Genomic DNA, 26,564 nt, shown 5'->3' with positions numbered 1-26,564 from the left:
TATTATTTAGATTACAAAAACGGAAAAATTTATGCACATCCATGGGGTCCTAGCATATTTTGTATTGATGCCAAAACAGGTGATATTCTCTGGGAATATGAATATGAAAATGGGACTTCAAGATTAGGCGGTGCTCCATATAAAATTGGAAAGTATATCATCGATGGCGATACGCAGGGATATTTATATGTTCTTGAGTTATTGGAGGAATAAAGTTTATAAAATCATGAAATGTTTATATTCATTTTATTATGTCAAACTGAAAAAAACCTCTTTGTGAAATCAAAGAGGTTTTTTTATTTATTCAAAAACAGTTAAAAACTTGAAAAAATATTATATTTTGGTGTATAATTATCTTTGAGTGAAGATATATATATTAAAATACCGTATATCACAAATTTTAAAAGGGGGTTAAAGAGTCTATGAAAAAGACACATCTTCGTCATGGCTATGTGCTCATGATCTTATTAAGTATTTTATCATTGGTATTATTTGTTGGTTGTGGAGCTCAACAGCAATCTACTACCACAGCAATTACACCACCAGAAACATCTGTTGAATCAAATGCAAAAGTAGAAAGCAACACCTCAGAAGTTACATTAACCTTTAAAGTAGCTTTACCTTCAAACACACCTGCTGATGAAAAGGTTTATATTGTAGGTTCCTTTAATGATTGGAATCCCGGCGATGACGCTTATGTATTAAACAGAGATGGCAATACAGGAACTGTTACTATCACTGTTAATAAAGATACAGAGATTGAGTATAAATATACACGGGGAAATTGGGGAACAGTTGAAAAGGATAAAGACGGAAATGAAATAGCAAATAGAAAAGTTATTGCTGATTCTAACAAAATTGTTGAAGATACTGTTGAAAGCTGGGCAGATATTCCTGCTGAAATAAAAACTGCTGCTCAGCCTGGTGAAAAAGCCGTTGTAAAATTTGAGGTAACCCTGCCTCCAAACACTCCAGAAAATGATGTTATCTATATAGTTGGTAATTTTAATAATTGGGATCCTGGAAAGCTGGCAATGAAAAGAAATGGATTAAAAGCAACATTTGAATTAGAAACAGAAGTTGGAAAAAGACTTGAATATAAATATACAAGAGGAAACTGGGATACTGTTGAAAAGGATGAAAATGGAGAGGAAATTCCAAATAGAGTTGTTATAGTAAAAGATATTGAACAGGAACAAAAGGATTCTGTTGCTTCCTGGAGAGATTTACCTCCTCAAGCTACAGCTTCTGATAATTCCAATGCACCAGAAATTAATGAAATTAATGAAAAAAGCGTAGAAGCATTTTTAAATTCAGTTCCAAAAGGAAATGAAGATAAGGAACCTTTAAAAGTAGTTATTATCTGGCATCATCATCAACCTGCCTATAAAATACCTGGCGAAAAGGATGCTGAAATGCCATGGGTTAGAGCTCATGCCGTAAACGATTATCCATATATGGCTGATCTTGTAGATAAATACCTTACCTCTGGAAGAGTAACCTTTAATATCACACCTGTATTATTAATGCAATTAATGGATTATGTAAAAAACGGCGGAGAAGATAAATATCTTAAATTATCATTAAAAGATAATCTTACAGATGAAGAAAAGGATTTTGTAAAGTGGCACTTTTTTGATATAAATCCTCAATTTGTAGATACACATCCAAGATATGTTGAATTAAGGGAAAAAAGAGATAAAAATGAAGAATTCAATTCTCAGGATTGGCTTGATTTAAAAGTAATGTGGAACTTATACTGGATAAATATAGAATATATAAATGCTGACAAAAGATTAAAAGCACTTATGGAAAAAGATAGAAATTATACAAAGGATGATCTTGATTACGTAATTTCAAAACATTATGAATTAATGAATAGTATAGTTGAAAAATACAAAAAATTATGGGAAGAAGGAAAAATTGAATTAACCACAACACCTTATTATCACCCAATTTTGCCATTATTAATAGATATGGGTTGGCCAGAAGACGCAAAAGCTCAAATAGAAAAAGGTTTAAGTTATTTCGAAGAAATTTTTGGAAAAAGACCTGAAGGTATGTGGCCTTCTGAACAGGCTGTGAGCACTCCACTTGTTCCAATGTTTGCAGATAATAATGTAAAATGGATAGTTACAGATAAACAAATACTTCAAAAAGCTGGAATAAATACCGGCGATCCACATCAATTATATAAACCATATAAAGTAACAGTAAACGGAAAAAGTGTAGTGGTATTCTTTAGAGATACAGACCTTTCAGACAGAATAGGGTTTAAATATTCTAATATGTCTAAAGAAGGAGCTGTAAAAGATTTTCTGAGTGCTTTACATAATATTCAAAAGATGAATGATGAAGGTGATATGGTTGTAACTGTAGCTCTTGATGGTGAAAACGCCTGGGAACATTATCCAAATAACGGTAATGATTTCAGAAAATTATTCTATGAAGCATTATCAAATGATCCATATATAGAACTCGTTACACCTGAAGAATATATTGAAAATTACGGAGTAAATAATGAATTAAATCAGTTGCCAAAGGGCTCATGGGTTGGTGGAAGCTTAGATACCTGGTACGGAGAAAAGGAAGAAAATGAAGCATGGGATAGACTGGCAAAAGCAAGAGAAGTTTTAATGAGTAATAAAGATAATATATCTAAAGAAGATTTCAAAAAGGCATTAAATACATTATACGCTGCAGAAGGTAGTGACTGGTTCTGGTGGTATGGAAGCGATCAGGATGCCGGACCAAATGAAGTATTATTTGATATGCAATTTAAGAAACTTTTAATTCAAATATATAAACTTGCAGGAGTTCCTGAAGAAAAAATCCCTGGATATTTATATATAGCAAACAAACGCCCTTCAACAGCAAGTAAAGGTAATATTGGAAAAGTTGAAATTGTTCTCGATGGCGAAATATCCGATAATGAAATGGAAAAATCCGCATATTACCTTGATGATGATTCTGGCGTAATGTATAAAGAAGGAGATTTAATTTCAGGAATTTATGTGGGAAGAGATAATGCTAATTTATATGTAGCTGTAGAATTGAAAAAATCCATTGAAGATTTAAAAGGTAAACCTTATAAATTAGAAATCTACACAGATAAACCAGGAGCACAAAAATTAAATACAAGGACTGCATATTCCGGAGTAGGAGAAAAAGTAACCGATCTCGGTTTCGCACTGGCAAAGAGATTTTCTTTCAATTTACAAAAATATCCTAAATTATCAGATTTATATTATTATAATGCAAGCGGAACAGAAAGATGGATGATTGGTGGAAAGAAAAAGGATCTAATCGCAGTAAAAGGAAACATTGTTGAATTTAAAATTCCTTACGATTTAATTGGTGTAAAAAGCGGTGATGAATTTAATCTTGCAGTTGTTATGGCATATACTGAAAAAGGCAATTCAAAAGATGTTGATTTCGCACCAAATAGTGGTCCTGTACATGTAATGATTCCAAAAGAAATTGGTGGAAAATTAGTAAAAGAATTTAAAGATCCTATAGGAGACGAAGATGGTCCTGGAGGATATACATATCCAAAAGACGGTGCTTTTGAACCATTTAAAGGATTATGGGATATTGAATGGGTAAAGGTTTATGATGCAGATGATTCAATTGTATTTAAATTCAAATTTGGTGAAATTACAAATCCATGGGGAGCTCCAAAAGGTTTTTCACATCAGCTTATAAATATTTATCTCGATACCAAAGATGGTGGAAAAGTTTCTACTTATAAAGAAGGTGCAAGGGTTCAATTTGATACTGCACATCCATGGGATTATTTCATAAAAATTGCCGGTTGGCCTTCATATGGACAATTGCTTGCTGATTCAAATGATCAGGAATTTCCAGAAGGTGTTCAGGTAGAATGTGATCCTGGAGAAAAAATTATTTCAGTTATAGTAATGAAAAAATATTTAAAAATGGATTCAAATAAAATATTTGCATACTTTATGGTTGGTTCTCAGGATGGATATGGTGCAGATCACTTCAGAGCAGTAACTCCTGAATCAGGACAATGGACACTTGGAGGATATCCATCAGATGCTGGTGATTTTGGACCATTTGTTCTTGATATTATCGTTCCAGAAGGTTATGATCAGCATAAAGTATTATCTTCATATGATGCTTCAAAAGAAAAATATGCAACATTAATACCTGTAGAAATAGATTTTTAATATTAAAATATTAAACAAATCAGCCCTCTCAAAAATGAGAGGGCTGATATTTATATAACTAAATATTAATGTCCTAATGCTCTTGGATCAAGTGCGTCTCTTATAGCATCACCAAAGAGGTTAAATGCAAGAACTGTTATAAAGATAAATAAACCTGGCAATAACAACCATGGATAATTAGTTAATGCTGTAATATTTTGTGCCTGAGCTAACATTAATCCCCAACTTGCAGAGGGTTCCCTGATACCCAAACCAAGGAAACTAAGACCTGCTTCACCAAGAATATAACCTGGTATGGATAATGTAGCTGAAACTATAACATATGTAGCAGTATTTGGCAATAAATGTTTCCAGATAATTCTACCTGATGGATATCCCAATGCTACAGCTGCCTGAATAAATTCTGTTTCTTTTAAACCAAGAGTCATACCTCTGATAACCCTTGTCATTCCTGGCCAACCTATAAATGAAAGTATTACTATAATAAGAATATACTTTATAGCTGGTGAAAGTTCTGATGGCAATATTGCACTCAATGAAACAAGCAAATAGAAACTTGGAATTGACATAAGTATTTCTGTAAATCTCATTAACACTTCATCAATCCATCCACCAAAGTAACCTGCAACACCACCAAGGAATAACCCTATAGTAAATGTAATAGCAATACCTAAAAGACCTATTGTTAATGAAACCCTACTTCCAAATACCAATCTACTAATCATATCTCTTCCAAATTTATCTGCACCCCAGAGATAAATAATTCCATCTTTTGTTGCATAATCTTCTGCAAAATATGGTAATTTACTTTTTTCAACTCCAAATAAATGAAGATCCATTGGAATTAAACCAAGCCATTTATATTCCCAACCATGTGTAAAGAATTTAATGTTAAATGTTTTTAATTTTACTTTTTCTAAGTTTTCTGGATAATATTCATAAAAATCTTCTTCTGTTTCAACTGAGATTGTATCAAGTAAAACATATTTTTTAAATTCTGTAATATCTTCTTTCTTTAAATTATATCTATCAAGATTTCTTTTTGTTTTTGGGTTTTCTTCAAAATAAAATACCTTACTGAGATTACTGTTTTCTTCACTTAAAAGAACCTTATCTCCTTTTAATAACGGAATTTGATCTGTAGAAATATATCCATTTTCATCTGCTTCAACAGTTTTTCCTGCAATTCCTAATTCTTCAAAGGTTACTAAAGGTTCTTCTTTTATTTGAGAATCAATTTTGTATTCTTTTCCATTTTTATCAACAGCATATGTTTCATATTTTAAAACGAAAAGATAATTTGTTACTGTTGATTCGAAATCTGGATTATATTCCTGAAGGCTTAATTCTGTTTCCTTTTCTGTATCAAAATTTAAATCATCATATGCAACAAATCTATCAAAATATGTTGCTGGATTATATGTACTCTGAAATGTAACTGGATCCTTTACCCTCTTATATAAATATACATGAGGTCCTGTAGATTTTCCTGTTACATCCTTCCAGAATACCTTCATTGGAGGAGCAAACTTATATTGTATATGCTGTACCCTATAATCCATTGGAGATAAGAAATCTGCAAACAATGCAAAAATATAGAATATAATCAAAATCCACATTGAAACCATACCAAATTTATGTCTTTTTAAAGCTCTCCATATTAACTGAGGGGTGGACAAAAATTGTTTCTCAAAAACGTCCTGATTTTCCTGATTGTTTTTTATTTCTTTATTTTCAGCCATTATCTTCCCTCCGTTATCCTAATCTTAATCTTACTCTTGGGTCAACAGCAGCGAGTAAGATATCAGCAATTAAGTTACCTATAACCAACAATACAGAAGCTAACATAATATCAGCCATAATAACAAACATATCCTGTTGCATGAGAGCTTCAATAATTAATTGCCCCATACCTGGCCATCCAAATACGTTTTCTGTTAAAACAGCTCCACCTAAAAGACCGGAAATTGCAAAACCCAATGATGTAACTATTGGATTTATAGCATTTCTCAAAGCATGTTTATAAATAACAACCTTTTCTGGCATACCTTTTGCTCTTGCAAATTCAACATAATCCTGTTTTAATTCATCAAGCAACTGACCTCTCATAACCCTCATTGTACCAGCTAAACCTGAAGTACCAAGAGTAATCATAGGTCCTAATACGTGCCATACATGGTCTAAAAATTTCTTCCATGCTGGGAATGTATCGTAATCTAATGAGATATATCCACCAACAGGGAATATCTTTCCACCTGTCTTTGCTGCAAAATAGAGGAACAATAATGCAAAGAAGAAGTTAGGTATAGATAATCCTATGAAACCTATAACCCCTATAATCTGGTCACCAATACTATACTGGTGTAACGCCGCATATATACCCAGCGGGATACCTATCCCCCAGGTAAAAATGAATGTAGTGATACTGAGTAATAATGTTGCTCCTGCTCTTCTCCAGATTAAATCCCAAACAGGAACCTGATAGGTAAATGAATCTCCCCATTCACCTTGAAGAATATTCTTCAACCATAATAGGTATTGTACAACAGGGGATTTATCAAGACCAAATTTTCTTTCAAGGTTCTTTACCTGTTCAGGGTTAACTGCCGGATTCATTCTATAAGAATCCAAAAAGTCACCTGGAGCAAGTGAAATAATCATAAAAGAAAAAATGGAAACTCCAAGAAGTACAGGAATGGCTAATATAAGCCTCCTTAAAATATACTTTAACATTAAAACTGACCTCCTTATGGAATGAATTTAAAAGGGAGTGGAGAAATCTCCACATTCCCCCACTCCCAATTGAAATTAAAAAGATAATAATAAATTAATTAAACATAAAATTATGTATTATTGATCTTTCCAGATGTTCCATGCTGACCATAATACACCAGCTGCTGGATTTGGTTCTGGATTGTAGATATGAACTGTGTTCTTGTATGCTACTAAGTAGTTCTGTGCAACTGTGTATACTAAAATCTGATGTTCTGCTACTAACATCTGGAATTCGTTGAATAAGTCTCTAAGTTCTTTTTCATCAACTGCTCCAACCTGAGCTCTCATAATTTCGTCAATTCTCTTTTCGTAATCTGGTACCCAGTAATCTGCTTTTAATTCTTCGTCAAACATATCTGGTTTTACTTCTGGTGAGTAGTTCCAGAAATGTAATCCACCATCTAATTTCCATACGTTCCATCCTGATGCTGGATCTACAGAACCTGTTAAACCAATAATAATTGCTTCCCAATCTCCTGTTGATACCAATTTACCAACAAGTGCATTGAATTGCATTGGTGCAAAGTTAACTTCAATTCCTAATTTCTTTAAGTTTTCTGCTAAGATGTTTCCAATTTCTTCACGAACGTTGTTACCTGCGTTTGTTGTTAATTCAAATTTAACTGGATTTCCATCTGCATCGTATAATTTTCCGCCTTTTAATACAAATCCGCCTTTTTTAAGTTCTCTCTTAGCTCTTGCTAATGAGTATCTGTATCCTAATTCTTCAACTTCTGGATTATAGTATCCTGATGATGGTGATACAGGACCGTATAATGCAGCACCTAATCCATTGTAAAGAACATCGATTAATGTTTGTTTATCAATTGCGTATGCAATAGCTTTTCTGAAGTGGTCATTTCTGAACCATTTTCTCTTAACTGGATCTTTTGCATTGAAGTTGAATGTTACAAAGTTTGAACCTAAGTTTGGTCCACCCTGTCTTACTATCCAACCTTTTTCGTCAGCCATTGCCCTGATTTCTGGGAATTCTTCTGCTGTTGGTGAATAGATATCTGTTTCTCCAGCTTCGAACTTAAGTCTTGCTGTGTTTAAGTCTTTAACAACAATATAAATGATTTTATCTAAATATGGTAATTGTACACCATTTTTATCTTTTCTATAGTAATATGGGTTCTTTTCTAATACAACTCTAACGCCTTCTTTGTATTCTTTTAATACAAATGGACCAGAACCTACAACTTTATCTATTTCTTTTAATGACCATGCTTCTGAGAATTTACCTGCTTTGTAATATGGTTCTAATACGTGTTTTGGTAAGATTTCTGCCCATCCTATTGATTGATGACCTCTTCTGAATTTTGAGTTGTAAATGAATTTTACTGTGTAGTCATCAACTTTTTTAATAGTTGGTAATTCATCATTAGCATCAAGGTATCCACCATTTCCGTTTGCTGTCATGTTTGGATCGAACCAAATTTTTTCAAATGACCAGATAACATCGTCAATTGTTAATGGTTCGCCATCTGACCATTTTAAACCTTTTCTCAATACGTAAGTATATACTGTTTTTCCGTCTGCTGTAACTTCAGCTGAAAATTCCTTTGCTAAACCTGGTAATTCTGGCAAACCTTTGTTTGAAGAATGTACCAATGTGTCTAATACCCATCCAATAATTTCTGTTGAAGATGTTTCCTGTGCCCATGCTGGGTTCATAGTTTTTGGACCTGATGTTGTACTTAAGAAAAGTGTTCCCCCTGGTTTTCCAGCAACATCTTCAATAGCCCAATCTACTTCATCTGCAAACACAGCTAATGCTGTAACAAGAACAAACAACAATACTAATAACTTCTTCATGCTACTCCCTCCCTTGATTTTCATGATTTTGCTTCATACTTATAACAACTTACAAAATGATTATTACCTACTTTATAATAAGGTGGATATTTCTTTGAACATGGTTCAAATGCATATTTACATCTTGGTGAGAAGAAACATCCGCTTGGTCTATTAATTGGAGATGGAACCTGTCCCTGTATAATAAATTGTTTTCTGTCTCTTCTCTTTTTAGGATCCGGTACAGGAGCTGCATTTAATAAAGCTTCTGTATATGGATGTTTATAATGGTCAAATATTTCATCAGAATCACCATATTCAACCATTCTTCCAAGATACATAATACCAACATAATTTGAAATGAATCTTACAACACCTAAGTCGTGTGAAATGAAGAGATATCCAGCTTCTAATTCCTTCTGTAAATCTTTTAATAATTTGATTATCTGTGCCTGAACAGAAACGTCAAGAGCTGAAGTTGGCTCGTCAAGAATGATTAAATCTGGTTTTAAAATAGCTGCCCTTGCAACAGCAATTCTCTGTCTTTGTCCTCCAGAGAACTGATGTGGATATCTATCAACATGGTATTTTTTTAATCCAACGTTTACAAGTATTTCTCTAACTATATCATACGCTTCATTTTTGTTTTTTGCAATACCATGGAATAAAAGCGGTTCAGCAAGTATCTGTCCAACAGCCATTCTTGGGTTCAATGAGGATGTTGGATCCTGGAAAACAATCTGTACCTTTCTTCTAAAATGCATTCTTTTTTGCTTTAAATCTGAAAGCATGTAATTTATAAATCTTGCTTCACCATTTTTTATAATGTATTCAAAATACTTTCTTTTATAATCTGGAATTGATTTTAAGAATTCTGATTCTGATTTTTCCTTTATTCCTTCATGTAATACATCTATATAATGTTTTTGAAGATACTTTCTTGCTTCTGATCTTTTCATGAAGAAATAACTTGTATCTTCGTCATCAATAAAGATTTCACCATCTGTTTGATTATATAATCTTAAAATTGTTTTACCGATAGTTGTCTTACCACAACCAGATTCTCCAACAAGACCATATGTTTCATTTTTATCAAGAGTAAATGAAACATCATCAACTGCTTTTACATATCCTACAGTTTTTTCAACAATAAATCCGTGTTTTATAGGGAAATATTTTTTTAAATTATTAACTCTTAAAAGCATTATTTATCTCCTCCCATTTTTGCGTCCAATACAGGATTCCAACATCTTACAAAATGTCCTGGTTCAAGTTCGTTTAAATCTGGTTTTGCTTTTCTACATTTTTCCGTTGCCATTGGACATCTTGGCAAGAATGGACACAAATCTGGAGGATCGAGCATTATTGGCGGTTGCCCAGGAATTGGTTCCAATTCATCTTTTTTTGCGTCGTGTCTTGGAATACAATTAAGCAACATATTTGTATATGGATGTGTTGGCTTTTCAAAGATTGTATTTACATCGGCAACCTCCATCTGGTTACCACCATACATAACCATAACCTTATCTGCTATTTCAGCTACAACAGATAAGTCATGTGTAATATATATCATTGCTGTGTTAAATTCATTTTGAAGATCTTTCATTAACTCAAGTATTTGAGCCTGAATTGTAACATCAAGTGCTGTTGTAGGTTCATCTGCAATCAATAATTCGGGATTACATGATAAACCTATAGCAATAACGATTCTCTGTCTTTGCCCTCCAGAGAATTGAAATGGATAATCATCTATTCTTTTGTCTGCATTTGGAATTCCAACTTTTCTTAATAATTCTACAGCTCTTTTTCTTGCCTCTAATTCAGAAACATTCTGATGATACATAATAGTTTCGATCATTTGATCAGCAACAGTATACATCGGATTTAAGGATGTCATTGGATCCTGGAAGATCATAGCAATATGTCTTCCTCTAATGCGTGTAAATTGCTGTGGGGTAAGTTTGGTTAAATCAACATACTCTTTTTTACCGTCTTTACTGAATTCATCAGTTAAGAATAAAATTCTACCTTCTGGAATATAGCCTGGTTTTTTTATAAGTCCCATAATGGTCTTCATTGTAACACTTTTTCCTGAACCTGTTTCCCCAACAACTCCTAATGATTCGTTGGGATTTAAAGTAAAGGATACGCCGTTTACTGCTTTAACTGTTCCTTCAGCTATGTCGAAATATGTTTTTAAGTTTTCGACTATAAGAACTGGCTCTGACAACTCTATCACCTCATAATATATATTTTAAAATATTTTAATTATTTTTACACGCTAAATATATTATAATTATTTTAGTCTTTTATGTCAAGGAATTTTTTCAATTAATATATTTTTGGGGGTGTTTTTATGAGATTGGATAAATTTTTAAAGGTAAATAGAATTATCAAAAGAAGAACTGTAGCCAATGAATTGGCAAAAGCTGGTAAAATATTAAAAAATGAAAAAACATTAAAACCTTCGTACGAAGTAAAACCTGGTGACATAATCAGCATAATATTATACAACAAAAAAATAATTTTTAAAGTAACAGATAACTATAAAATCGAAATTATAAATGAAATTTTTAACGATAATAAAGATTAATAGTCTTTAATACCTTTCCATAACTTTTTTAATCTTTGAGCTATTTTCCCTTCAAAACCAATTTCTCTGGGATTAAAGAATTGTTTATTTTCCAATTTATCAGGAAGATACGTATCTTTTATAAAACCGCCAAAATCATGAGGATATTTATATTCTTTGCCATACCCTTTATTTTTCATAAATTTAGTTACTGGATTTCTCAATTTCAAAGGAATTTCAAATTTTTCATTTATTGCATTTTTAGCATTAAAATATGTCTTCATTACAGTATTGGATTTTGGCGCTGATGATAAATATAACGTTGCTTCTGTTAAAGGATATAAACATTCAGGATAGCCAATTTCTTTTGTAGCAATAAATGCTGAAACTGCTATATTTAATGCCATCGGATCCGCAAGTCCTATATCCTCACCTGCAAGAATCATTAATCTTCTTGCTATATATACAGGGTCCTCTCCATTTTCGAGCATATATGCAAGATAAAAAACCGCCGCATCAGGATCACTTCCACGAATGCTCTTTATAAAAGCTGAAATAGCATCATATTTATTTTCTTTTGAAAATCCCCTGTACGAAGAGTTTATTTTACTTAACGTTTCAGGGGTTATATTTTTTTCTCCTATGTCAATTAAAGCTTCTAATATATTTATCATTTGTCTTATATCATGACCAAATATCTCTTTAAGAATTTCTGGCAATTGTTCCGAATAGGTCATATTATATTTCTTCTTTATTTTTTCCAAAATATTTTTTATTTCTCCTGTATCTAACGGTTTTATTTCAAATAACAATACCCTCGAACGCAAAGCAGGATTTAAGGAAAAAGAAGGATTTTCTGTTGTAGAGCCTATTAAAACCACGTCTCCATTTTCCACATGCAATAATAATACATCCTGTTCTGCCTTATTTAAGCGATGAATTTCATCAACAAATAATACAATTTGTTTCTGGAAAAGGGGATTTTTTGTATTAATTATATTTTTTAATGTTTTTGCTCCTTCTAATGCTCCAGAAATTTTATGGATTTCGTATTTATTTTTATCCAGTTCATTTAAAAACGCAGAAACCACCGTGGTTTTCCCGCACCCCGGTGGTCCATATATAACAAACGACTTTAATTTATTTGTTTTTATCCATCTTTTTAAAATCTTTTTTAATTCATCATTTCCCTCTATCTCTTCCAGATTTTTTGGTCTTAATTCTTCGTATAAAGGCCTATTCACATTAAACCCCTTTCAAATTATTCAAGAACTAATGCAGCTATTCCAAACATATCCGGTCCAGAATGAACACCAATAGTGCTTGAAACTTTACCAACAAGAACTTCTATATTATTTTCCAAAGATTCAATCTTTTTTACAAAATCTTTTTGTAATTTTTCCAATTCTTTTGATGTTCCACTTATATAAACTGCCGCCATATGTTTTCTTCCATCTACAAATTTTAAAAATTCCTGATAAACTTTATCATATGAACGTTTTAATCCGCGAACCTTTGTAACAGTATAATATATTCCTTCATCACTATTGGAAATAATGGGTTTTATGTTTAACATTTCACCTATTTTGGCTGAAACCTTACCTATTCTTCCGCCTTTGGCAAGATATTTCAATGTTGGAATAACGAAGAATATCTTTGACTTAAATCTATACTCATCAGCCCACTTTGCAACTTCTTCAAATGATTTTCCTTCCTCAAATATCATTTGCGCCGCTCTATATGCAACCAAACCTCCACCAATAGAAATGTTTAATGTATCAATATTTACTATCTCCACATCTTCGTATTTTTGCATAATTTCATTTGAAACTAATCTAAATATATTAAACGTTCCACTCATACTCCCTGATAGATTAAATGTAATTATTCTTTTTTTACCGTTTCTTATTAATTCTTCAAATGTATTCCTTATAATATCAGGATTCGGAAGAGAAGTTTTCACATCCCCATTATCCATTCTTTCGTATAAAAATTCCTGAGAAAATTCACCTTCATTATATTCCTTACCATCGATGATAGTTCTTAAAGGAATGATTTTTATATCGTATTTCTCAACAATGTCTTTTGGAATACCGCAACCAGAATCAGCAACAATAGCTATTTTTTCTTTTTCACTCATTTTTAATTTCCTCCTTAAAATTACTGTATAAAAGTCGGCAATATCATTATAACATAAAAAACATATATTTTGGTGTATAATTATAATAAAAGAGTATTAAGGAGGATATAAGAATGTATGTCAAATTATGGATGAGGAATGATTTTAAAACATTAAATATTGATGATACCATTGATGATGCAATAAAACTTTTTTTCGAAAAAGATATTGATATAATACTTATTTTAAGAAAAAACGGGACTCTTTTTTCTTCAATTAGAAAGGAAGATATTGCTATTTTAAGAGAATATGATAGCGATGAATTTCTAATTAATGTTTTTGATCCTATTGAAGATTTTTTATATGAAGATGACTTAGTTGAAGACGTACTTCTTACAATGATGGAAACTAAATTCAAAGTTTTACCCGTTGTAGATTATGATATGAATCCTGTGGGATTATTTGGATTTGATGAGATAATCAGTGCAATGGTGAATATTACAGCATTAAATGAAGCTGGAACAAAAGTTATACTTACTCTCGACGATAAACCTGGACAATTAAAAAAAATAGTTGAAACTTTCAGCAATAATAATTTAAATATACTTTCCATGACTACATGTAAAATAAATAAAACCAGACGTATGATTTCTGTAAAACTATCTCTAAAGGATGTTAATGCTGTTTCTAATATACTTGATGATAATGATATAGAATATGATGGAATTTACGAAGAGGCTTAATATTTAAAGGAGGGAAAATATGAAATTCAGGATTATACTCGATGGTGGCTTGTTAACTATTACTGGAAGGGTACATGGAACATTTTCTTCTGTATTTTTACTCGAAGATGAAAATAGAAAGGTTTTAATAGACCCCGGCCATATCCATACAATCCAGGATATAGAAGAAAATTTAGATATTCCTCCAGAAGAAATTACTGATATAGTACTTACACATGTTCATCTTGATCATGCATATAATTCAATATTTTTCCCTAATGCAACAATAAGAATTCATGAAAATTATAAAGGAAAAAATTATCGAAAATTCGGTCCTTTAATTGGTCAGGCTTATCAACAAATGGTTGATTCCTGGGAAGGTCGCGTGGAAACTTTTAAAGGTGGCGAAAAACTTTTTAATGCCATTACCGTAATTTATACTCCTTACCACTCAAAAGAACATGTATCTTTATTTATAGAAAGTGAAAATTTCGGAAATCTCTTTTTGCCTGGAGATATATGTATGACAAAAATAGATTTTTATGATATTATGAGAAATTTGAGAACAGATAAAGTTGCAGAAATAGTAAAAGAATGGACGGAAAAGTCTGATTACGTAATATTCACTCATGATACACCATATAAGGTTAAATAATCTTTTTATTATTATATAAGGGGTGGGATATATGAATATTTCTTTTGTTTCATATGAGGTTGATCCTTTCGCGAAGGTTGGCGGACTTGCTGATGTTGCGGGAACATTGCCAAAATATATTAAGAAATATACAGACCAACTTAATATTATTATGCCATTTCATAAAGTTGCAGAAAAAAATATAAAAAGCAAAGGGTACCATTTAGAAAAGGTTGCGGAAAATCTTTATCCTTTCAGTCATTCCTTTAAATATTCATTTTCTGTATTTAAATCCTTTCTTCCAGATACAGATATTCCTGTATATCTGATAAAAAATGAAGAATTATTTTCAACAGATGACGTATATGAATATCCTCATAAAGAACATCAAACAACGTATTTTTCTGACGCAGTAATTTCATTTATAAAAAATTATTTGCCAGAAACAAATCTACTTCATTTGAATGATTGGCAAACAGCGTTAATTCCTGTTTATTTAAAAACCAATTACCGCGATGATGATGTATTATCAAAAATAGCCACTGTTTTTACTATTCATAATTTAGGCTATCAGGGAATCTTTCCACCTGATATATTAAGTATTGCAGGTTTACCGGGCTATTTATACAATATCGATGCACTTGAATTTTTTGGTCAAATTAATTTTTTAAAGGGTGGAATACTTTTCAGCGATATAATTAATACAGTAAGTAAAACATATGCAGAAGAAATACAAACAGAAGAATACGGGTATAAATTAGATGGTGTATTAAAGGTTAGAAATAATGATTTGTACGGAATAATAAATGGTGTTGATTATGAAAAAATAAACCCTGAAACAGATAAAAATATTCCATATAATTTCAGTAAAGAAAATCTTGAAAATAAATACAAAAATAAATTATCACTTCAAAAGGAATTGGGATTACCAGAAAATAAAAATATTCCTGTAATAAGTTTTATAGGCCGTATAGTAGAACAAAAAGGCATAGATTTAATCGCCGACATACTCGATTATTTAACTCTTTTAGATGTTCAGGTAATAATTCTTGGAACAGGAGAAGAACGTTTTGAAAAACAATTAAAGGAATTTCAGAACAAATATAATAATAGATTGTCAATAAATATACGATTTGATATTAAATTAGCTCAATTAATATACGCTGGAAGCGATATGTTTTTAATGCCTTCAAGATATGAACCATGTGGCCTTGGACAGATGTACTCCATGAGATATGGTACAATACCCATTGTAAGATATACAGGTGGTCTGGCTGATACAGTAAAAGAATTTAATTGTGAAAAAAATATAGGCAACGGTTTTGGATTTTATAATTACCATTCTTCAGATTTATTGGTTGCAATTTTAAAAGCACTTAATATATATTATAGAAAACCTGAATGTTGGAAAAATGTTGTTTTAAACGCTATGAATAGTAACTTTTCATGGGATAAATCTGCTGAAGAATACATACATTTGTATAAAAGAGCTTTGGCTAAAAAAGTCTAGGGCAGGGAGGTTTTATGCCAGAATATAGAAAAGATCCTATAACAAACAGATGGGTGATAATATCTTCAGAACGTTCAAATCGCCCTATTCAAAAAATTGAAAGAAAAGAAATATCCGAAGAAATATTTTGCCCTTTTGATAAGGGAAATGAACATTTAACTCCACCAGAAATACTGGCATTTAAACCTGAAAATTCAAAACCCAATGATGAAAACTGGTGGATAAGAGTAGTTCCAAATAAATTCCCTGCTGTAATACCTGATATATCACCAAAATTCAAAAAAAATGGCATATATTATTCATTAGATGGATATGGTTATCATGAAGTAATAATTGAATCACAAAAACACCATCATAAAATATATAATATGTCCGAAAAAGAAGTTGAAGAAATTATATGGGCATATTTAATACGGTTCAACGAAATAAAAAAAGATAAAAAAATAAAATACATACAGATATTTAAAAATTATGGAAGCGATGCCGGAGCATCTTTAGAACATCCACATTCCCAATTAATTGCAACTCCTATAATTCCTATATACATAGAAGAAGAATTAAAAGGTGCAAAAAATTTTTACTCTTTAAAGAAAAAATGTATTTTTTGTTCTATAATTGAACAGGAAAAAATAGATAATATCAGAATAATCGAAGAAAACGAACACTTTATTGCATTTGAACCTTTTGCCCCACGATTTCCATATGAAACATGGATAATTCCCAAAGAACATTCATCTGATTTTGGAATTTTAAGAAAGTTCCCTGAAAAAGTTAAAAGCTTTGCTGAAATCTTGCAGCATACTGTTTATAATCTTTATTCTTTATTGGGAGACATTCCATATAATTATATGATACACACCTCTCCCTTTGATAATTTAAATAATAACTTTTATCACTGGCATCTTGAATTAATTCCACGCCTAACACATGCTGCAGGATTTGAATGGGGATCAGGTTTCTTTATAAACTCAATATCTCCTGAAGTTGCAGCAAAAAATCTAAAAAAACAGAGGAGGTAGATATCATGAAAAAACTTATATCTATTATATTGATCGGCATTTTAGCAACTTTATCCTTTGGGGAATTTTATGTTCAACCATATTTCAACACAGTATCTGAAAACGGACAGGATTATCTTTTATATTCTATTAATGGTGTTTTCGAAAATGATTCTTTTGGGCTTGGGTTGGGTCTTAATGCATATCAAAAAGAAATTGGTGGTTCATTATATTATGGAACTCCAAATATGGAAGAAACAGATAATATTTTATCAGGATTAACAATAAATTTATTAAAATTAAGAATTGGACCTTTATATTTCAGATATGGAATTTCATATCCTAAAACTGCAGGATTGGGTATATTAATGTATAATTATACTAATAACTTCAAAAATGCTTTAGACTTAGGTTTTATAAGTGAAGATATAAAAGCAGAAGTTCATATGCCTTATTCATTGGATTCAATTATTCCTGTAAATTATAGTCAGAGCGGTTATTTATACTATGGAATATTAAAAACACATGTTGGCTTTATAAACCTTGAATTTTTTGGCGGTAAAACCATGGAAAAAGAAGATATAAAACCTTTAAGAGATGATGTCCTCGGTAGTGTAAGTGCATATCTCGGAGAAGGTATTTTAAAAATTGGTGGGGAAGCTGGTTATATCTCTTCTACAATTGACTCAACAACAGTTAATGGTTATGGCGCTGGTGCAGGAGGAATTTTAAATTTAGGTATAATAACATTAAAATCACTTCCTGTAGTTATACAGATGCCTTATTATAAATTGGGATTTGTAAATGTTGAATATGAAAATAACCTTGAAAATCCTGATACAGCTTACGACATTTTAAATTATGATACCATTAGATTTGGTGGAATTAATGAAATTGATATTCATCTTGGAAATATTATAAATGCAAATGGAAGATTACATTATGATTTAACAAAAACTTTTGAGGTTCAAAATCCTGAAATTACCGGCTCATTATATGCACAAATACCTTCTGAAGAATTTCCTCTAATTATTATTGGAAAATACTATAGACCTATGGAATCATTAGAAGATATTAATAATTGGTTAGATAAAAATACATCAGCCGAAATTTCTGTAGGTTATCCTGTATCAAACAATTTATTTATGTTATATACAAAATATTATGATTCATTTAATGACGAATTTAAAGATAAAATAGAATTTAGTGTAATAAATGAATTTTAATACTTTTATTTTACCGGGCAGAAAGCCCGGTAAAATCTTTTAATTTATAAAAAAATGGGGGGAAGAAAATGGAATTTGTTGAAAGAAAAAACACAAACTCTATTAAATGGGATTGGAAAGATTGGAAAACAGATTTATTCTTTGATAATGAAGTAATACCCATGTGGGTAGCGGACATGGATTTTAAAGCACCTGAAGAAGTAATAAAAGCTTTACAAAAAAGAATAGATCATGGCGTTTTTGGTTATACTTATGAACCAAAAAGTTTAAAAGAAAATATTATAAACTGGCTTGAATATAAACATTCCTGGAAAGTAAAAAAAGATTGGATTTTATCAGAACATGGCGTAATACCCTCTTTAAACTTTTCAATAATGTTATTCACCAAACCAAAAGATAATATATTAATTCAAACACCTGTATATCCACCTTTTATGAGTTCTGTAAAAAATAATAACAGAAATCTTTTAATAAATGAATTAGTATTGAAAAATAATAAATATGAAATAGACTTTGAAGATTTAGAAGAAAAACTTAAAAACTCAAAAATGTTTATTTTATGCAGTCCTCATAACCCCGTTGGTAGAGTATGGACAAAAGAAGAATTGGAAAAAATTGGAGAATTATGTATAAAACATGACGTATTAATAGTTTCCGATGAAATTCATGCTGATCTTGTATTTAAAAATTCAAAACATATACCAATTGCTTCACTTTCTGATGAAATTGCAGAAAGAACTATAACTTTAATGGCTCCAAGCAAAACATTTAATATTGCTGGTTTTCATTATTCTTTTGCAATTATAAAAAATGAAAAATTAAGAAACACATTTGAAGCATGGATTCAAAAAGCTGGTTTATATTTACAAAATATCTCAAGTCTCGTCGCAGCAGAAGCTGCATATAAACACGGAAAAGATTGGTTAAATGAAGTTATGGAATATATAGAAGAAAATTATAAATTTGTAAAGTCATACTTTGAAAAAAATATTCCACAGGTAAAAGTGATTGATTCTGATGGCACCTTCCTGGTTTGGCTGGATTTCAGAGAATTAAATATGAAACAGGATGATTTAAAAAGATTCCTGGAAAGAAAAGCGAAGGTAGGTTTTAATTCTGGCGATACCTTTGGTCCTGGTGGAGAAGGTTTTATGAGAATGAATATCGCAACATCCAGAGAAATTGTAGAAAGAGCCTGTAAGCAAATTGAATACGCCATTAATAAATTGAACTGAGGCCTCTAATGGCCTCAGTTTTACATATATAATAAATATCCTACATATATTAATCCAATTACCAGAGATATTAAAACTGGTATTATCTTCCATCGCATATATTCAATAAATCCAAACTTTCTTCCTAAATTCTTTTCAAGATAATTAACTGCAACCAGGTTTTGAACAGCTCCCAATGGGGTTAAACTGGTAGCAAAATTTGCTCCTATTGCAAAAGCCCACCATAACACAGGTGTAATACCCTGATTTACAAGTATTCTTATAACAGGTGCCAGAATTAATGCCGATGGTACATTATTTAAAATTGGAATTGTAATAACAGCTATTAAATAAAAAACACCTATAAGCAGTAATTGATTGGATTCAAGTGGAATAAACATATTCGCAATCTTTTCCGTAAATCCTATTTCTTCCAATGCATATGAAGTCATATACAAACCTGCAAAAAAGAATAGCATATCCCAATCTATATCCTTTGCAACATCTTCATATCCATTTGCAAATTTAAATACTAAAATAGAACCACCCAAAAGTGCTATAACAGCTAATTCTAAATGCAAAGTAGAATGCAAAATAAATAATATAATTACTATTATAAAATCTATTAATGAATAAATCATCATTTTTTTGTCAGTAATAGCTTTTCTTTCATCGATTTCATTTAATTTAGCTATATTTTTTAATGTTTTTTCGTCTACTCTCAAATGCTTTTTAAAATAAAACAATACTCCTATGAAAGCCAGAATAGATACAGGACCCATTTTTACAATAAAATCATTAAATGAATATCCACTAATTGAACCTATAACAAGGTTTAAAGGACTACCTATTAATGTTGCAGCTCCTCCAATATTATCCATTAAAATAGTTAGCATTATCAATGGTATAGGACTAATTTCAAGCATATCTGCTATTAAAAAAATCATAGGCGCCATAACAAGAATAGTAACTACATTATCTAAAAATGCTGATGTTAACGCTACTATTATCATCAACATTGTAATTGTTAAAAAGAATCGTTTTCCCCCAAGCTTTATAATCTTAATAGAAAAAAACTCAAAAAAACCAGACTTACTTAAAAAAGCTACTATCATCATCATACCTGTTAATAATCCCAATGTATCAATATCCACAACATGACTGAAGTTTTCTGCATCTAACCCTTCTACCAATCTTAATCCAGAAATCAATAAAGCCAGACTAAAAACTACCACAGGTTTGTTCTTTTTTCCAAAAATAATATACAGATACGCCAATCCAACTATTACCAGAACTAAAATACCGTTTATAGTCATTTTATCCCCCTTTCTTTAATAAAAGGCAAAAAACATTTATATCTTATTCCTCTAATATAATGAAAATCTTTCGAAAAGATTTAAATAAAAAGAAAAAAGTATTACAAATTAAAAATAGCCTCTTCTTTAATAGAAGAGGCTATTATACAAAGATTATTTTACAATTTCTATATTATATTTTTTTGTAAGTACATATGTATAATATCCAAGTACAACCTTGATAACATCAAAAACAATAAATGGTAAAACACCTATTTGAATTGCTTTAATTAAATTTATATCCAACCTCATCATTAATCCTAATACGCCTGATACATAAATTATTATCAAGGCTAAAATTCCTCTTAATATCCCTTCAAAAGGCAAAAATGCAACAACAGTAGCCAATAAGAATCCTATTATATATCCACCAGTTGGACCTAAGATTGTTGCTATCCCAGCATTAAATCCTGCAAATACAGGAAGCCCAAGCATACCAAGCATTACATAAATCAAAACAACCTTCCATGCATCTTTTTTTAAGAAATAAATAGAAAGTATAATTCCAAATACCTGCAGGGTAAACGGCACACCAAATGGCGTTGGAATTTTTATCCACGCAGTAACAATTAAAAATGCGGTAAATAATCCTAACAAAGAAAGTTTTTTACTCACCCCGAAAACCTCCTTTAATCTTTAATTAAATTAAAAGATTTTTTCCTTACTTTCTCTAACCTTATTCCATGCATAAAACGCCAATGCGCCAACAGTAATTAAAAATGGCATTGATTGCGTTACTTCATATGGAATATTTAAGAATTGCAAAGAGAATGAAAGAGCTTCTGAAAAACCAAACAATAATGAACCTAACGCTACACCATATGCAGAAGTTCCACCTAACGCCTGAGCAGCAAGGGCTATAAACCCTCTACCTGCTGTCATATCCCTTGCAAACCATGAAACATAACCCATGGATAAAAACACACCTGCTAAACTTGCTAATAAACCACTAATTACAAGGGCTGTATATTGTGTTTTAAATACAGAAATCCCAACAGAACGTGCAGCATCAGGTGATTCACCAACTGATCTAATCCTCAAACCAAGAGGTGTTTTATACAACATATACTGAACAAGGAATATCATTAATACCGCAACATACGTAAGTACATGATGCCCACTTAAAATATTTCCCAAAATAGGTATATCCTTTATTATAGGTATATCTATATTTGGTAAAACAAGCGATTTAACAGAAGCTGATGAACCCTTATCGCCTGTTAATAAATACAGTGCATACACAGTTCCACCACTTGCAAAAATATTTAAAGCAATTGCTGCCATTATTATATCTGTTTTTAATTTTAAAGAAAAATACGCAAGTATTGATGACATTACCCAACCTGTTATTAATGCACCTATTATAGATAACCATATATTCTGTGTAAATCCGCTGATTATTACTCCAACAAAAGCAGAAAATAGCATTGTACCTTCAAGAGCTATATTAGGCGTTCCTGCAAGCTCAGCTACTAATGCACCAAGAGCTGCCAATAATATCGGCGTTGTTACCCTGATTCCAGCTGATAAAAAATCCCACGATAATATAGAACTTAAAACTCCATTCATGCTGTTTCACCACCATTCGCAATGGCATTTTCTGATTTTTTTGCTTCTTTTTCTATAGCTTTTTGTCTCATTCCTGAAAGGAATGCTTCAGCAGTTACAAGTAAGATTATAGTTGCCTGTAAAATCGATACCATTTCCGGTGGTATATTTGTATATCTTCCCATTGTTTTTGCTCCTACCCTGATATAAGAAAGGAATAAAGCGGCTAGTGGTACATATAACGGGTTATTTCTTGCCAATGTGGCAATAATTATACCGTCCCATCCATATCCTGGAGAAAACAACCATAAAAATCTACCGTGATATCCAATTAACTCAATAATACCTGCTGTTCCTGCAATTGCACCACTTACAACATGAGCCTGGAACAATGTCTTTTGTGTGTCTATTCCTGAATAATATGCAAAGTTCTTATTGTTACCGATTAATCTTACCTTATAACCCCATGTTGTTTTTTTCATAATAAACCAGAAAAGTAAACTCATTGCAAGAGCTATTAATATACCTATATGCCATCTATATCTTGAATTTAAAAGGTATAACATAGCTGTTTCTTTAAATTTATAAGATACCAATTGACCTGCATTGGGATCTCTTAAAAATACTTTGATTATAAATAATCCCATATATAATGCAACATAATTAAGCATTAATGAAGTTACTATTTCAGATGCATTCCACTTTGCCTTTAAATAACCAGGTATTGCTGACCACCCAGCTCCTACCAATGAAGCAACAAGAATAACAACAATAGGATGTAGAATTGGTATCGCCGGAAAGTATATTGCTGCAAAACTTGCTATGGCAGCACCAAGGAATAATTGTCCCTCAGCACCTATATTAAATTGTTTCGCTGTAAATATCAACGAAACAGCAAGACCTGTAATCATTATAGGAACACTTTCATTAATCCATTGAATGAAACCTCTAAGATTAAATTGCCAGTGTCCTCTTCTCTGCCTTGCAACAGGAAGTGTCAAAAACTTTACAAATGCATCATTTGCATCTGTAATAGCAACCTTTAATTTCTCTGAAAATGCCATGTCTCCTTTTGGTATAGCAGAAAGAAGTATTAATACATACCCTAAAGCAAGAGCTATGAGTATTGCTATAATAGTTCTATAAACTTCATATCTTTTCATACCCTTCATGATTTATCACCCATTTCTTCTGCTGACATCTTTTTTATACCAAGCATATACTCACCAAGTATTGTTTCTGTAAGTTGTGATACATCATCAAATTTTGCCACTATTTCACCATGATACATAACCACTATTCTATCCGAAGTTTCAAGTAATTCTGTTAAATCTGCGGAAACAAGAAGAACACCCACACCGTTATCTCTTTCTTTTACAAGTCGTCTTCTTATAAAGTCTGCAGCTGCTATATCAATACCCCTTGTAGGTTGATCAGCTATAATAATCTTTGAATTTGCAGTAAATTCCCTTGCTACAACAACTTTCTGGATATTTCCTCCTGAAAGCATTTTTACAGCAGTTTTAGGGCCGTCTGTTCTAATATCAAACTCCTTTATCATTTTTTTTGCATTTTCTGTTATTGCTTTATACGATAATACTCCTCGTTTGGAAAATGGTTCTTTATAGAATCTGTCGCTTATAAGATTTTCCTCTATTGTATCCTCTTTTGAAGCTCCCCAAATCATTCTGTCTGCAGGTATAAAACTCATACCAGCTTTTCTAAATTCATGTGGATTATCGCTATCTTTCATATTTTTTCCGAAGACGAAGATTTCTCCATCTTCAGGTTTTTCCATACCGGTGATTATATCAACTAATTCTGTTTGACCGTTTCCTTCTACACCGGCTATACCAAGAATTTCACCTTCACGCAAAGCGAGAGATACACCTTTTAACATCTTTACTCCGTCATTTCTTGTAAAGTGAAGATTTTTCACTTCTAAAACAACATTTCCTGGTTGTGCAGGTTTCTTTTCTATATTCAAATCCACATCTCTACCAACCATCATTCTTGACATATCTTTTTCGGTTATATTCTTTACTTCTGCCTCTCCTACTGTTTTACCTCTTCTTAAAACAGTAATTCTATCAGCAATTTCCTTAACTTCATTTAATTTATGAGTAATGAAAATTACAGTTTTCCCGGCAGCAGTAAGATTCTTCAACGCTTTAAATAATTCCACAGTTTCCTGTGGAGTTAATACAGCTGTTGGCTCGTCAAGAATAATTAAATCTGCTCCACGAACGAGAGTTTTTATAATTTCAACCCTTTGTTTCATACCTACACTGATATCCTTTACCTTTTCATGCAAAGGTACAGGTAATCCATATTTGTTCATTTCCTTTTCAACAAATTCTGTAGCTTTTTTTAAATCTATTGAAAAACCTTTTGTGGGTTCCATTCCAAGAACTACATTTTCCACAACTGTCAAAGAAGGAACAAGCATAAAATGCTGATGAACCATACCAATTCCCAATTCAATGGCTTTATCTGCGGTATGATTCTCCAATTTTTCACCATTATAATATATTTCGCCTTCTGTGGCTCTTTCAAAACCAAATAATATCTTCATTAATGTACTTTTTCCTGCTCCATTTTCACCAAGCAATGCGTGAATTTCGCCTTTTTTAACCTTTAAATCTACTCCTTTATTTGCAGTAACTCCATTGGGATATACCTTCCATATATTTCTCATTTCAAGGACATATTCACTCATACCTCTCACCTTTCCTAAATGAAATTAAAAATTTAATAAAAGTGGGGCTACGCGTAGCCCCAGATTATAATTTATTATATGTCTTTTATGTTATTATGGTCTTACAGAATTTCTAATTTTGTTTAACTCTTCATTGCTCATTCCATATGCAGTTGGAACCTTTATATCTCCTCTGATAATTCCAAGTTCAATATCCTTTAATTTTATTAATATCCATGGATCTACAGACATAACCTGCTGGAAATACTTGTTATCGGCAAGTCCTACACCTTTTTCCTTTAATCCCCATGCTTCAGCCTTTCCGAAAGGTAATTTCCCTTCTATGAACATTTCTATTGATTTATATAAAGAATAATCTACGTTTTTAAGCATTGATGTTATTGTATGTTTTACTATATCCATATCTTTTTCTTCATATAATAATTGCATATCTGAGTCAACTCCAATTGCCCATCTGTCCATATCCTTTGCTGCTGCCAAAACGCCATTTCCTGTTTCACCTGCTACTGCAAATACAACATCTGCCCCCTGCCTGTACATGGACAATGTAAATTCTTTACCTTTTGCCGGATCATTCCATACACCTACATATGAAATTAATACTTTCATATCTGGATCAATATATTTTGCACCTTCAATATAACCTACTAAAAAGTCATTAATAACAGGTATATCCATACCGCCAAGAAAACCTATTATCTTTTTATCTGGTAATGAATATTTAAATTTATCTGATTTTGAAACCATTGCAGCCATTGCACCAGCTAAAAATGAACCTTCGTTCTGTTTATATGTGATGGAATATACATTATCAAGATTTCCCTGTGAATAATCTACTGCATCATCATAAATTATATATTTTTGATCAGGATACATTGGAGCTATTCTCTGTAATAATTCAACCATTTGCCATGTTCCAACAATAATTAAATCATATTCTCCAAGATCAGAAATATCTTCCAATGTAGGTTCCCATTCTGTTGGATTATAACTCATTTCAATAATCTTTGCTTCTACACCTAATTTTTCTTCTGCCCATTTTACTCCTCTTGCTGCTGAGTCAAAGAATGATTTGTCTCCAAGAGTACCATTAATTAACAACGCAACCTTTACCTTACCAAATAAGGTAATACCAAGCAATACAACCATTAAAATAACCAATAACTTTTTCATATATATCCC

General features: G+C 31.5%; 21 protein-coding genes and 1 pseudogene. 9 read left to right on the top strand and 13 right to left on the bottom strand.

The window, feature by feature from the left end; all coding sequences use genetic code 11:
• A pseudogene (locus XO10_RS07385) lies at positions 1-213 on the top strand (PQQ-binding-like beta-propeller repeat protein); the annotation flags it as partial.
• Between the two features lie 209 nt (positions 214-422).
• Positions 423-4,193, top strand: coding sequence for a glucodextranase DOMON-like domain-containing protein (locus tag XO10_RS07380; protein WP_175421346.1), 3,771 nt, complete (start codon positions 423-425; stop codon positions 4,191-4,193).
• A gap of 65 nt (positions 4,194-4,258) precedes the next feature.
• Here XO10_RS07380 and XO10_RS07375 read toward each other — a convergent pair whose 3' ends face one another.
• From XO10_RS07375 to XO10_RS07355, 5 genes are all read right to left on the bottom strand, one after another.
• Positions 4,259-5,935, bottom strand: coding sequence for an ABC transporter permease (locus tag XO10_RS07375; RefSeq protein ID WP_014296955.1), 1,677 nt, complete (start codon positions 5,933-5,935; stop codon positions 4,259-4,261).
• A gap of 13 nt (positions 5,936-5,948) precedes the next feature.
• Positions 5,949-6,926, bottom strand: a complete 978-nt coding sequence (locus tag XO10_RS07370; protein WP_014296954.1) for an ABC transporter permease — start codon at positions 6,924-6,926, stop codon at positions 5,949-5,951.
• A gap of 117 nt (positions 6,927-7,043) precedes the next feature.
• Complete coding sequence (locus XO10_RS07365; protein ID WP_014296953.1) at positions 7,044-8,786, bottom strand: ABC transporter substrate-binding protein; 1,743 nt, start codon at positions 8,784-8,786, stop codon at positions 7,044-7,046.
• A gap of 20 nt (positions 8,787-8,806) precedes the next feature.
• The gene (locus tag XO10_RS07360; protein ID WP_014296952.1) at positions 8,807-9,970 is read right to left on the bottom strand and encodes an ABC transporter ATP-binding protein; all 1,164 of its coding nucleotides are present in this window, start codon (positions 9,968-9,970) and stop codon (positions 8,807-8,809) included.
• The gene (locus XO10_RS07355; protein WP_014296951.1) at positions 9,970-10,995 is read right to left on the bottom strand and encodes an ABC transporter ATP-binding protein; all 1,026 of its coding nucleotides are present in this window, start codon (positions 10,993-10,995) and stop codon (positions 9,970-9,972) included. The genes XO10_RS07360 and XO10_RS07355 overlap by 1 nt, the downstream gene beginning before the upstream one ends.
• A gap of 126 nt (positions 10,996-11,121) precedes the next feature.
• Here XO10_RS07355 and XO10_RS07350 point away from each other — a divergent pair, with 126 nt between their 5' ends.
• Entirely contained in the window at positions 11,122-11,358 is a 237-nt protein-coding gene (locus tag XO10_RS07350) for a S4 domain-containing protein (protein WP_014296950.1), read from the top strand.
• Here XO10_RS07350 and XO10_RS10800 read toward each other — a convergent pair.
• Both XO10_RS10800 and XO10_RS07340 read right to left on the bottom strand, forming a co-directional pair.
• A complete protein-coding gene (locus tag XO10_RS10800; protein ID WP_014296949.1) occupies positions 11,355-12,581 on the bottom strand; it encodes a replication-associated recombination protein A in 1,227 nt (408 codons plus the stop codon). The genes XO10_RS07350 and XO10_RS10800 overlap by 4 nt on opposite strands.
• Before the next feature lie 17 nt (positions 12,582-12,598).
• A complete protein-coding gene (locus tag XO10_RS07340; protein WP_075780664.1) occupies positions 12,599-13,477 on the bottom strand; it encodes a DegV family protein in 879 nt (292 codons plus the stop codon).
• Positions 13,478-13,590: 113 nt separating this feature from the next.
• On the opposite strand from XO10_RS07340, the gene XO10_RS07335 reads away from it, so the two are divergent.
• The 6 genes from XO10_RS07335 to XO10_RS07310 all read left to right on the top strand — a co-directional run bounded on the left by XO10_RS07335 (position 13,591) and on the right by XO10_RS07310 (position 19,781).
• Positions 13,591-14,199, top strand: coding sequence for a CBS domain-containing protein (locus XO10_RS07335; RefSeq protein ID WP_014296947.1), 609 nt, complete (start codon positions 13,591-13,593; stop codon positions 14,197-14,199).
• A 19-nt stretch (positions 14,200-14,218) separates the two neighbouring features.
• Positions 14,219-14,833 (top strand): MBL fold metallo-hydrolase, encoded by a 615-nt coding sequence (locus XO10_RS07330; protein WP_075780663.1) that lies wholly within the window; start codon positions 14,219-14,221, stop codon positions 14,831-14,833.
• Positions 14,834-14,864: 31 nt separating this feature from the next.
• The gene (locus XO10_RS07325; RefSeq protein WP_075780662.1) at positions 14,865-16,322 is read left to right on the top strand and encodes a glycogen synthase; all 1,458 of its coding nucleotides are present in this window, start codon (positions 14,865-14,867) and stop codon (positions 16,320-16,322) included.
• 14 nt (positions 16,323-16,336) lie between these two features.
• Entirely contained in the window at positions 16,337-17,341 is a 1,005-nt protein-coding gene (gene galT, locus XO10_RS07320; protein ID WP_014296944.1) for a galactose-1-phosphate uridylyltransferase, read from the top strand.
• A gap of 5 nt (positions 17,342-17,346) precedes the next feature.
• Positions 17,347-18,546, top strand: coding sequence for a hypothetical protein (locus XO10_RS07315; RefSeq protein WP_075780661.1), 1,200 nt, complete (start codon positions 17,347-17,349; stop codon positions 18,544-18,546).
• Between the two features lie 68 nt (positions 18,547-18,614).
• Entirely contained in the window at positions 18,615-19,781 is a 1,167-nt protein-coding gene (locus XO10_RS07310) for a MalY/PatB family protein (RefSeq protein ID WP_014296942.1), read from the top strand.
• Positions 19,782-19,801: 20 nt separating this feature from the next.
• Here XO10_RS07310 and XO10_RS07305 read toward each other — a convergent pair whose 3' ends face one another.
• From XO10_RS07305 to XO10_RS07280, 6 genes are all read right to left on the bottom strand, one after another.
• On the bottom strand, positions 19,802-21,076 hold the full coding sequence (locus XO10_RS07305; protein WP_014296941.1) for an SLC13 family permease: 1,275 nt from the start codon (positions 21,074-21,076) through the stop codon (positions 19,802-19,804).
• A gap of 153 nt (positions 21,077-21,229) precedes the next feature.
• On the bottom strand, positions 21,230-21,730 hold the full coding sequence (locus tag XO10_RS07300; RefSeq protein WP_175421345.1) for a biotin transporter BioY: 501 nt from the start codon (positions 21,728-21,730) through the stop codon (positions 21,230-21,232).
• A 30-nt stretch (positions 21,731-21,760) separates the two neighbouring features.
• Positions 21,761-22,684, bottom strand: coding sequence for an ABC transporter permease (locus XO10_RS07295; RefSeq protein ID WP_014296939.1), 924 nt, complete (start codon positions 22,682-22,684; stop codon positions 21,761-21,763).
• A complete protein-coding gene (locus tag XO10_RS07290; protein ID WP_198029609.1) occupies positions 22,681-23,826 on the bottom strand; it encodes an ABC transporter permease in 1,146 nt (381 codons plus the stop codon). The genes XO10_RS07295 and XO10_RS07290 overlap by 4 nt, the downstream gene beginning before the upstream one ends.
• A gap of 5 nt (positions 23,827-23,831) precedes the next feature.
• Positions 23,832-25,382: an ABC transporter ATP-binding protein gene (locus tag XO10_RS07285; RefSeq protein WP_014296937.1), complete on the bottom strand. Its 1,551-nt coding sequence runs from the start codon at positions 25,380-25,382 to the stop codon at positions 23,832-23,834.
• A gap of 93 nt (positions 25,383-25,475) precedes the next feature.
• Positions 25,476-26,555: a BMP family ABC transporter substrate-binding protein gene (locus XO10_RS07280; protein ID WP_014296936.1), complete on the bottom strand. Its 1,080-nt coding sequence runs from the start codon at positions 26,553-26,555 to the stop codon at positions 25,476-25,478.
• Positions 26,556-26,564 lie beyond the last annotated feature (9 nt).

It is taken from the genome of Marinitoga sp. 1135 (assembly GCF_013363245.1).
Classification (GTDB): domain Bacteria; phylum Thermotogota; class Thermotogae; order Petrotogales; family Petrotogaceae; genus Marinitoga; species Marinitoga piezophila.
This window is presented reverse-complemented; position numbering and strand designations above follow the sequence as displayed.

Bases quoted from the DNA above. Each gene is read 5' to 3' on its own strand.
- XO10_RS07315 (WP_075780661.1), top strand. From the start codon at position 17,347: ATGAAAAAACTTATATCTATTATATTGATCGGCATTTTAGCAACTTTA.
- XO10_RS07310 (WP_014296942.1), top strand. From the start codon at position 18,615: ATGGAATTTGTTGAAAGAAAAAACACAAACTCTATTAAATGGGATTGG.
- XO10_RS07285 (WP_014296937.1), bottom strand. From the start codon at position 25,382: ATGAGTGAATATGTCCTTGAAATGAGAAATATATGGAAGGTATATCCC.
- XO10_RS07375 (WP_014296955.1), bottom strand. From the start codon at position 5,935: ATGGCTGAAAATAAAGAAATAAAAAACAATCAGGAAAATCAGGACGTT.
- XO10_RS07295 (WP_014296939.1), bottom strand. From the start codon at position 22,684: ATGAATGGAGTTTTAAGTTCTATATTATCGTGGGATTTTTTATCAGCT.
- XO10_RS07370 (WP_014296954.1), bottom strand. From the start codon at position 6,926: ATGTTAAAGTATATTTTAAGGAGGCTTATATTAGCCATTCCTGTACTT.
- XO10_RS07335 (WP_014296947.1), top strand. From the start codon at position 13,591: ATGTATGTCAAATTATGGATGAGGAATGATTTTAAAACATTAAATATT.
- galT (WP_014296944.1), top strand. From the start codon at position 16,337: ATGCCAGAATATAGAAAAGATCCTATAACAAACAGATGGGTGATAATA.
- XO10_RS07280 (WP_014296936.1), bottom strand. From the start codon at position 26,555: ATGAAAAAGTTATTGGTTATTTTAATGGTTGTATTGCTTGGTATTACC.
- XO10_RS07330 (WP_075780663.1), top strand. From the start codon at position 14,219: ATGAAATTCAGGATTATACTCGATGGTGGCTTGTTAACTATTACTGGA.
- XO10_RS07340 (WP_075780664.1), bottom strand. From the start codon at position 13,477: ATGAGTGAAAAAGAAAAAATAGCTATTGTTGCTGATTCTGGTTGCGGT.
- XO10_RS07325 (WP_075780662.1), top strand. From the start codon at position 14,865: ATGAATATTTCTTTTGTTTCATATGAGGTTGATCCTTTCGCGAAGGTT.
- XO10_RS07290 (WP_198029609.1), bottom strand. From the start codon at position 23,826: ATGAAAAGATATGAAGTTTATAGAACTATTATAGCAATACTCATAGCT.
- XO10_RS07350 (WP_014296950.1), top strand. From the start codon at position 11,122: ATGAGATTGGATAAATTTTTAAAGGTAAATAGAATTATCAAAAGAAGA.
- XO10_RS07380 (WP_175421346.1), top strand. From the start codon at position 423: ATGAAAAAGACACATCTTCGTCATGGCTATGTGCTCATGATCTTATTA.
- XO10_RS07305 (WP_014296941.1), bottom strand. From the start codon at position 21,076: ATGACTATAAACGGTATTTTAGTTCTGGTAATAGTTGGATTGGCGTAT.
- XO10_RS07365 (WP_014296953.1), bottom strand. From the start codon at position 8,786: ATGAAGAAGTTATTAGTATTGTTGTTTGTTCTTGTTACAGCATTAGCT.
- XO10_RS07360 (WP_014296952.1), bottom strand. From the start codon at position 9,970: ATGCTTTTAAGAGTTAATAATTTAAAAAAATATTTCCCTATAAAACAC.